Source organism: Nonomuraea sp. bgisy101 (assembly GCF_057708945.1).
The window spans coordinates 75,136-83,940 of record NZ_JBYITD010000041.1 but is presented as its reverse complement, the minus strand read 5'-3'; the positions used below and the strand labels follow the sequence as shown (position 1 = coordinate 83,940).

General features: G+C 71.9%; 8 protein-coding genes. All 8 read right to left on the bottom strand.

Annotated elements, in window-relative coordinates:
* Window positions 1–51 precede the first annotated feature (51 nt).
* The 8 genes from AC3EO4_RS47475 to AC3EO4_RS47440 all read right to left on the bottom strand — a co-directional run bounded on the left by AC3EO4_RS47475 (window position 52) and on the right by AC3EO4_RS47440 (window position 8,605).
* Complete coding sequence (locus AC3EO4_RS47475) at window positions 52–903, bottom strand: alpha/beta fold hydrolase (protein ID WP_379577460.1); 852 nt, start codon at window positions 901–903, stop codon at window positions 52–54.
* Entirely contained in the window at window positions 896–1,558 is a 663-nt protein-coding gene (locus AC3EO4_RS47470; protein ID WP_379577458.1) for an isochorismatase family protein, read from the bottom strand. Before AC3EO4_RS47470 ends, AC3EO4_RS47475 begins: the two co-directional genes overlap by 8 nt.
* On the bottom strand, window positions 1,551–2,243 hold the full coding sequence (locus tag AC3EO4_RS47465) for an SRPBCC family protein (RefSeq protein ID WP_379577456.1): 693 nt from the start codon (window positions 2,241–2,243) through the stop codon (window positions 1,551–1,553). Before AC3EO4_RS47465 ends, AC3EO4_RS47470 begins: the two co-directional genes overlap by 8 nt.
* On the bottom strand, window positions 2,240–2,734 hold the full coding sequence (locus AC3EO4_RS47460) for a (2Fe-2S)-binding protein (RefSeq protein ID WP_431902617.1): 495 nt from the start codon (window positions 2,732–2,734) through the stop codon (window positions 2,240–2,242). The genes AC3EO4_RS47465 and AC3EO4_RS47460 overlap by 4 nt, the downstream gene beginning before the upstream one ends.
* Window positions 2,731–5,070 carry a xanthine dehydrogenase family protein molybdopterin-binding subunit gene (locus AC3EO4_RS47455; protein ID WP_431902616.1) on the bottom strand — a complete coding sequence of 780 codons (2,340 nt, stop codon included), beginning with the start codon at window positions 5,068–5,070 and terminating at the stop codon, window positions 2,731–2,733. Before AC3EO4_RS47455 ends, AC3EO4_RS47460 begins: the two co-directional genes overlap by 4 nt.
* On the bottom strand, window positions 5,067–5,885 hold the full coding sequence (locus AC3EO4_RS47450; protein WP_431902620.1) for an FAD binding domain-containing protein: 819 nt from the start codon (window positions 5,883–5,885) through the stop codon (window positions 5,067–5,069). The genes AC3EO4_RS47455 and AC3EO4_RS47450 overlap by 4 nt, the downstream gene beginning before the upstream one ends.
* Window positions 5,885–7,267, bottom strand: a complete 1,383-nt coding sequence (locus AC3EO4_RS47445; protein WP_431902615.1) for an MFS transporter — start codon at window positions 7,265–7,267, stop codon at window positions 5,885–5,887. Before AC3EO4_RS47445 ends, AC3EO4_RS47450 begins: the two co-directional genes overlap by 1 nt.
* 93 nt (window positions 7,268–7,360) lie before the next feature.
* On the bottom strand, window positions 7,361–8,605 hold the full coding sequence (locus AC3EO4_RS47440; protein WP_431902614.1) for an FAD-dependent monooxygenase: 1,245 nt from the start codon (window positions 8,603–8,605) through the stop codon (window positions 7,361–7,363).
* Window positions 8,606–8,805: the final 200 nt, after the last annotated feature.

Sequence of the window (8,805 nt, the reverse complement as noted above, 5' to 3'; positions counted from 1 at the left end):
CCCCCCCCCCCCCCCCCCCCCCCCCCCCCCCCGCCTGCGCCCGGCGCCCTGTCAGATCCTGATTGCGAGCAGTTCGCGCAGGATGTCGCGAACGGCTCCCAGGCCATCCCGCGGGTTGTCCCAGAAGAGCATGTGCCCCGCGTCGGGGACCTCGACCAGGCGCGCGGCGGCGTTCGTCCTGGCCGCCTCCTGCGCTCCGAGAGCGGTCACCACCGGGCTGAGCGCGCCGTACACCAGGAACGTCGGCGCGGGCACCGACGGCCAGAAGTCGAAGAAGTCCTCGCTCTCGAAACCCCGGTGCGTCTGCGCGACGGCCTCGTCGCCGCAACTGGCCAGCCAGCGCGCCCTCAGTTCCTGCTCGCGCCGCGGCCAGCGAGGCCAGGATCCGGCCACCTCGTCGGCGTCCGTCCCGCGCCGCGCCTGCCGGAGCTGGCTCTGGAACGCCGCGAGCGTGGTCGGATACGGCCCGCGCCGCGGGCCGCTCATCGGCGGGTCCGCGAGCACCGTCCCCCGCAGCGCGACGTTACCCCTGGCCGCCGTCAGGCCCGCGATCCGCGCCCCCATCGAGTGGCCCAGCAGCACGGCGCCTTCGAGCCCCAGGCCCGCGAGCACCGCCTCGGTGTCGGCGGCGTAGTCCTCCAGCGTGTAGGAGGGGCCGTCGTCGGAGAGTCCGCGGCCGCGCACGTCCATGACGACGGGGCGGACCAGGCCGGTCAGCTCGCGCGCGACGAAGTCCATGGCGATCGCCGGGCTGGTGATCCCCGGCAGGACGAGCAGGGGCACGCCGTCGCCGCCGTAGTCGAGGACGTGCAGCCGGATCGGGCCCGAGCGGGCCCACCGGCTCCGCGCGGGCACCGCGGCGAGGTCGGCCAGGGCCGGCTGGGTGAGGGTGCGTTCAGACATCGAGGGCGACTCCTTCGGCGAGGTAGTCGACGGCCTCCGCGAGGTCGATGACGTCGCCGTACTTGGCGTGGATGTCGAAGAGGCTCGCCTCGTGCGGGCCTGCGGCGCGGTCGCCGACGCACTCACGCGGCACCAGCACGGTGAAACCGGACTGGACGGCGTCCACGGCGGTCGCCCGTACACAGCCGCTGGTGGTGGCGCCGCAGACCAGGACCGTGTCGCGGCCGAGGCCGGTCAGGATCGAGGCGAGGCCGGTGCCGAAGAACGCCGAGGCGCCCTTCTTCACCACCAGGGCGTCGTCCGGGCGGCGCGGCAGCCGCTCGTCGATCGCGACCGCGGGGCTGCCCTCGCGCATCGCGCGCATGCCCGGAGCCTTGTGCAGCCAGGTCACCATGTCGCCGTCGGCCTCGGCCTGCGTGTAGGCGATGGTGGTGAAGACGACCGGCACGCCGGCGGCGCGACCGTGCTCGATGAGCCTGGCGGTGGCGGCGACCACGTCCGACAGGTCGGCGCCCGACGGGTAGGCGGGGTCGGTGAAGCCGTTGGTCAGGTCCACGACGACGATCGCCGGGCGCTCGCCCCTGCGCGCCGGTGCGCCGAACCCGGCGTGCGCGTACGTGTCGTCGGTCGGCTCGCCGTACATGCCGCTAGCCACGGCGCAGCTCCTTGATGATCTTGGCCTGGGCGCCGACCTTGCCGAGCAGCCAGCCCTGGAACAGGCCGAGTGCGAAGGCGGCGGCGATCGGCACGTATTTGGCGGCGCCCGGCGGCACCAGCATCGACAGCGCATCCAGTTCCGCCGCCGGTCGCGGTGCTGGTTGCGGTGCCGATTGCGGTGCCGGTTGCGGTGCCTGGACGGTCGCGGCCGCGTCGGCCGGTCTCGGGCCGCCGGAGCGGTCGGCCTCGATGAGGCGCGCGAGGTTCCCCGCGAACTGCCTCAGCAGCTTGTCGGAGACGGTGACGATCGCGCCCTTGCCGAACTGGACGATCTTCCCTCGGATCAGCAGGTCGGTCCTCACCCGCAGCACCGCGCCGCCGGGCGCCTCCTCCACCGTGAGGACCACCTCGGCCTCGGCGTCGCCGCTCCCGTGCGTGTCGGCGCCCCTTCCCTGCAGCCGCAGCCGCCGGGCGCCGGGGTCGACCTCCAGGAACCGCACGGTTCCCGCGTACGCGGCGGTGATGGGACCGACCTTGACCTTGACGCCGCCGCGGTAGGCGTCTCCGTCACGGCCGTCGAGCGCCGCGCCCGGCAGGCACGTCACGACCCGTTCCACGTCGTTGATCAGGGCGAAGACGTCGTCCGGCGACGCGTTCACCGTGATCTCGTTGTCCAGGATCATCGGCCTTCCCCCACGTCGCGCCGCCCTCTGGCGCAGGACTCGATCGCGTCGACGATGGTCTGGTAGCCGGTGCACCGGCACAGGTTGGCGGACACGAGTTCGCGGATCTCCTCTCTCGTCGCTTCGGGACGCTCGGCGAGGAAGCCCTCGGCGAGCATCAGGAAGCCGGGCGTGCAGAACCCGCACTGCAGGCCGTGATGGGCCGAGAACGCCTGCTGCAGGTCGTTCAACTCACCGTCTCGGGCCAGCGTCTCGACCGTGCGGATCTCCTGGCCCTCGGCCTGGGCGGCGAAGATCAGGCACGAGCGCACCGGGGCGCCGTCGAGCAGGACCGTGCAGGCGCCGCAGACGCCGTGCTCGCATCCGACATGCGTGCCGGTGAGGCCGAGGTGGTGCCGCAGCACGTCGACCAGCGTGTGCCGGGACTCCACGACCAGATCGTCGTGCCGCGTCCCGTTCACGGTCAGGCTGATCAGCAGTTTCTCCGTCATACCTTCGCTCCGATCGCCCGCTGTACCGTCTCGGGCCGGATGGGTGTGTCGTCGAGCTCCACCCCGGTGGGCCGGAGCGCGTCGTTCACGGCGTTGAGCACCGCGGCGGGGGCGCCGATCGTGCCGCCCTCTCCCGCGCCCTTCGCCCCGCTCTCGGTGAACGCGCACGGGGTCTCCAGGTGATGGATCTCGATGTCAGGGATCTCGTTGGCGGTGGGCACCTTGTAGTCGATGAAGCTCGCGCACGACGGCTCGCCCTGCGCGTCGTAGGTCACCTCCTCGAACAGCGCCCCCGCGATGCCCTGGGCGATGCCGCCGCGGCACTGTCCCTCGACGACCTGGGGGTTGATGGCGACCCCGCAGTCCTCCACGCAGACGTAGCGCAGGAACTCCACCCGTCCCGTCCCCGGGTGCAGTTCCACGACGACGCCGTGCGCGGCGTTGGAGAACGTCCCGTCCCCGTGCACATCGAACGACGCGCTCGCCGTCAGGCCCGGCTCGGCGTCCTTGGGGAGCAGGTTGGCCTTCAGGTAGGCGACGTCGGCCAGCTCCTGGTACGCAACGGCCCGCCCTTGGTCGTCGAGCCTGCGCACGTGCCCGCCGTGCAGTTCCACGTTGTCGCGCGTCGTCTCCAGCAGGTGCGCGCCCAGGTGCAGGAGCCGGTCGGCCAGCTTGGTCGCCGCGCGCGCCACGGCGCTGCCCCCGATGGTGGCCGAGCGGCTGGCGAACGTGCCGAATCCGTAGGTGATCCGGTCGGTATCGCCCTGATGGATCTTGACCTGGGTGAGGTCCAGGCAGAGCCGGTCGGCGACGATCTGGGCCAGCGTGGTCTCGTGGCTCTGCCCGTGGCTCATCGTCCCCGTCGTCACGGTGACGGCCCCTGTGAGGTCCATCCTGATCTCGGCGAGGTCGAAGCCCGGCACCACGGCCATCTTGCGCTTGGCGAAGGCGCCGGAGCCGTAGCCGGTGCGCTCGCTGAAGCAGGAGTAGCCGATGCCGAGGAAGCGTCCCTCCCCGGCCGCCTGCTCCTTCCGCTCGTACCAGCCCTCCTCCCTCAGCGTCCGCTCACAGAGGTCGAGCGACTCCAGGTAGGAGCCGGGGTCGTAGGTGACGTCGTTGATCCCGGTGTAGGGGAACTCGGTGATCAGGTTCCGCCGCCGGATCTCGACGGGATCCAGATCGAGTTCGCGGGCCGCCCGCTCGAAGATCCGTTCCATGACCATGACGAACTGGGGTCTGCTGACGCCCCGGTACGGAGCCGACGGCGCCTTGTTGGTCGTGACGGCCCTGCCGCGCACCCGGTAGGCGGGCACGCGGTAGACGCCCGGCATCTCCGCCGACGCCATCAGCGGCTCGATGCCGGCGGTGAACGGGTAACAGGAGTAGGCGCCCATGTCGCACACCACGTCGGCGTCGAGAGCCAGGATCCTGCCGTCCGCGTCGAAGGCGCCGCGCACGTCGTAGCGCTGCTCGCGGGCCAGGAACGAGGCCGTGAGGGCGTCCCTGCGGTCCTCGATCCACTTCACCGGGCGACGCAGCCGCAGCGCCGCGGCCCCCACGGCGATCTCCTCCCGTCCGACGACGCATTTCTGCCCGAAACCGCCGCCCATGTCGGGCACCACGACCCGTACGGCGCGCTCCGCGAGACCCAGGCACTCGGCCATCACCGTGCGGACCTGGTGCGGGACCTGGGTGCAGGTGTGCACGAGGAGCTGTTCCTCACGCGCGTCCCACGTCGCGACGCTGCCCCTGGTCTCCAGCGGCAGCGCGTTCTGCCGGCCCGTCCTGGACCGTACGCGGACCACGCGGTGCGCGGCGGCGAAGACGTCGTCGATGCCGGGTGTCGCGAACATCGACACGTCCACCAGCGTGTTGGCCGCCGCCGCGTCGTGCACGAGCGGCGCGCCACCGGCGAGCGCCTGCTCGTCGGAGAGCACCGGCGTGCGCGTCTCGTACGTCACTCTGGCGGCCTCCAGGCCGTCCTCGACGGAGTAGGGGTCCTCGGCGAGCACGATGGCGATCGGCTCCCCGACGTAGCGGACCCGGTCCCTGGCGAGCACCGGCATCGCGGTGGGCACGAACTCCGACAGGGGCCGGTCGAGGACGGCGGTGACGTCCCCGACCTGCAGGTCGGCGGCGGTGAACGCGGCGACGACCCCCGGCACGGCGAGCGTTCCGGACAGGTCGATTCCTGTCACGGTGCCGTGGGCGATCGTGCTGCGGACGAACTGCGCGTGCAGCATGCGGGGAAGGTGGATGTCATCGACGAACCGCCCGTTCCCCGTCAGCAGCCGCGGATCCTCCCGCCGGGCGGCCGATCTCCCGACCCAGCTCATCGTGGCATCGCCTCCTCACAGGCTCGGACGATCAGGGTCCTGGTCAGGGCCCTGCGGTAGCCGGCGCTGCCGTTCGCGTCCGAGGGCGGGTCGATGGCCGCCGCGGCCGCCTCGGCGCATTCGGCGAACGTCCCGCCGCCGGCGAGCACGGCCTCCGCCTCGGGGACCCGCAGCGGCACGGGGGCCACCCCGCCGAGGACGACGCGTCGCGCGTCCAGGTCGACGGCGGCGGCCACGACGGCGAAGTCGCCCCGCCGCTCGGCGTGCTCGGCCAGCGCGGCGTGCGGCGCGGGCCGGGGGAAGACCACCTCTATGATCATCTCTTCCGGCTCCAGCGCCGTGGTGAAGAAGCCGAGGAACAGGTCCTCGGCGGGAACGCGCCGCAGCCCTCCTGGCCCGTGGACCACGACCTCGGCGCCCAGCAGGACCGCGAGCAGGCACCACTCGGCGGTCGCGTCGCTGTGGGCGAGACTGCCGCCGACGGTGCCGCGCGTCCGGATCGGCAGGTGGCCGATCCACTCCATGGCGTCGCCCAGCACGGCGAAGTCCCGGCCGAGCGGCGCGGTCTCCACCTGGTGGTGGGTGGTCAGCGCGCCGACGCGCAGCGCGCCGTCCTCACTCCTGATGTAGGCCAGCTCGCCGCGCAGGCCGTTGAGATCGACCAGGTGCGAGGGGCGGGCCAGGCGGAAGTTCATCATCGCCACCAGGCTCTGGCCGCCCGCGATGTACTTGGCGTCCTCGCCCAGCTCGGCGAGCAGGGCGACCGCTCCCGCGACGTCCCTCGCGCGGTGGTAGGCGAACGGCGCCGGCTTCATCACGTCCCCACCTTCGCCGCGTCGTCGGCGCGGCCGGTGATGTGGTCCAGTTCCCTGCCCTTGGTCTCCGGCGCGGCGAAGGCCATCCACAGGACGACCGCCAGCATCACGGCGCCGAGGACGGCGAACGTCAGGGTCAGGCCCAGCAGGGGCCACAGCAACCCGCCGAAGATCAGTGGGATGAAGCCGGAGGTCACCCGGCTGGCCGACGAGGCCCAGCCGAACCCGCTGGCCCTGATGGGTGTCGGGTACAGCTCGGCGACGTAGGCGTACAGCACCGGGATGGCGACCTGGATGAAGAAGCCGAAGACGCCCAGCCACACCAGCGCGGCGGTCTTGAGGTCCAGGAACAGCGCGAAGCCCACGAGCGCGGCCGCGGCCACCGGCGCCGACACTCCGATCACCCACTTGCGGCCGACGGCCTCGACCAGCCACGCGGAGACCAGGACGCCGACGATGCCCACCGCCGTCATCAGCGTGGTCTTGGCGAAGGCCGCGTAGTCGGTGTAGCCCTCCTCCTTGAGAATCGTGGGCATCCAGCTCAGCGCCACGTAGTACACCGTCATCACGGTGATGAACAGCAGCCAGGCGACGGAGGTCACCCGCGGGCTGAAGCTCCAGACCTGGCGGAGCTGGTCGAGCACCGCCCGCACCCCCCGTGAGCCGGCGCCGTCCTCGGCGGGGGCCTCGATGACGTACGGCTCGGCACGGGCGCCCGTCCGGGCGACGAGATCGTCGATGATCTCGCGCGCCTCCTGCTCGCGACCGGCCTTGGCCAGGTAGAGGGGCGATTCGGGAACGCCACGGCGCACCCAGAACAGCAGCAGCGCGGGAAGGACCATCACGGTGAGCATCCAGCGCCAGTTGCCCTGCACCGGCTCGAGCACGAGGGCGACCACGCCGCACAGGGTCGCGCCGATCGGCCACCAGACGTCCATGGCGGCGAGGATCTTGCCGCGCAGCCGGCTCGGCGAGAACTCGCCCACCAGCGCGTAGTCGACGGGAATGCAGCCGCCCAGGCCGACCCCCGCCACGAAGCGCAGCACGAGGAAGACGCCGTAGTTCGGGGCCAGGGCGCCGAGGACGGAGAAGAGCGCGAAGATGAGCAGGGTCAGGCTGAAGGCGCGCTTGCGGCCCAGCCGGTCGGCGATCGTGCCCCACAGGACGGCTCCGACGGCCATGCCGATGAGGTTGGCGGTCGCCACCAGGCCCTTCTCGCCGACCGACAGGCCGAACTCCTTGCCGAGCAGTGGCGTGAGGAAGCCGTTGAGCGCGACGTCCCAGGCGTCGAACATGTAGCCGAGGCCGCCGATGATGAAGATCTTGCCTTGGACGCTCCACTTCCACGGCAGACTCTGGACGATCTGGTCTCCTGTTTGCATGGTGTTCCCACCCTGATGTGAGGTGTTGAGGAGACGGGAACGCGGTAGGAGCGTCCCCGGGGGTGCCCGGGACCCGTCGGGTCCGGGGGCCTGTCAGTTGTGGAACTGGTAGGAGAAGCTCTCCTCGTCGGGGTCGTTCAACGGGGTGCCGTTCCACAGCCACTCGTAAGAGACGTCGGACTCGCCGTCGAACCGCTTGAGCCTCTCGTCGCGGGCCCGCTGCTCAGGGCCGTCGGGCAGGTGGTAGAGGGACATGTTGCGCCAGGCGGCGTCCTGGACCATGCCGGCGTGCTTGGCGCGGCGCGCCACGTACCGCGTGAGGGCGGCCCGCACGCCCTCGGCCGGTACGGCGCCGAGCTCCTCGGCGAGCACGGCCGCGTCCTCCATGGCCTGCGAGGCGCCCTGCGCCTGGTAGGGCAGCATGGCGTGGCAGGCGTCGCCGAGCAGGGCCACGTGGCCGTCCACCCACACCGGATCACGGCGGCGGTGGTACATGGCCCATGCGGAGACGTCGCCTTCGGCCTTGGAGAGCATCAGGGCGACCCGGTCGTCCCAGCCGGGGAAGGCGTCGGCGAGCTCGTCCACCGTGGCCGGTACGGTCCACCGCCGCTCGACCTCGGGCGAGCAGGGCACGATCGCGACGACGTTGAGCCACTCTCCGCCGCGGATCATGTAGTGGACCAGGTGCCGGTCGGGCCCGTACCAGATCGTGCTCTGGAATCGATCCACCAGCCAGCGTGTCGCCGGGTCCGCGGCGATCTTGTCTCCTGGGATGAGCGCGCGGTAGGCCATCTCGCCGGAGAAGAGCAGGGTGTCGGGCAGGCCCAGCGCGTCGCGTACGCCGGAGCGGATGCCGTCCGCGCCGACCAGGACGTCGGCCTCGTACCGCTCGCCCGCGGCGGTGAGCGCGGCGGGCCTGGCGGGGTTCGAGCGGTCGACGGCCACGACCCTGCACCCCGTGCGCACGCGCACGACCGGGCCGGGGCGGGCCTCGTCCAGGCACGCGTCCAGGAGCACCTTGTGCAGGTCGGCGCGGTGATAGTGCCAGTAGGGGGCGTTGTACTCGCGCTTGCAGAAGTCGCCGAGCGGGGTCAGGCCGATCACGCTGCCGTCCTGCCAGCGGCGGCGCACCTGGTCCAGCGGCTCGGTGTGGATCTCCTCGAGAGCGGCGCGCAGCCCGAGCCCGAGCAGGACGCGGCTGGCGTTCGGCGCGGTCTGGATGCCGGCGCCGACCTCGCCCAGTTCGGCGGCCTGCTCGAGGACCGTGACACGCAGGCCGCGCTGCCGCAGTGCCAGCGCGGCGGTCAGCCCGCCGAGCCCACCTCCGACGATCGTCACGCGGTACGACTGGCTCGGCGCCAATGGCTCCTCCAACCCCTCGGAATGTCATCTCGGATGCCGTTGCGGCTGTTCGCGGGCACGCAGATCACAGCCGTTCCGCCTTCGCGGTGGAAGCACGGGTGCTGCGTCCGGCAAAACTAATCCGAACACGGACGATCCGGAAAAAGCAAGAGGTAGGCCAGGATGCGGACGCTTCG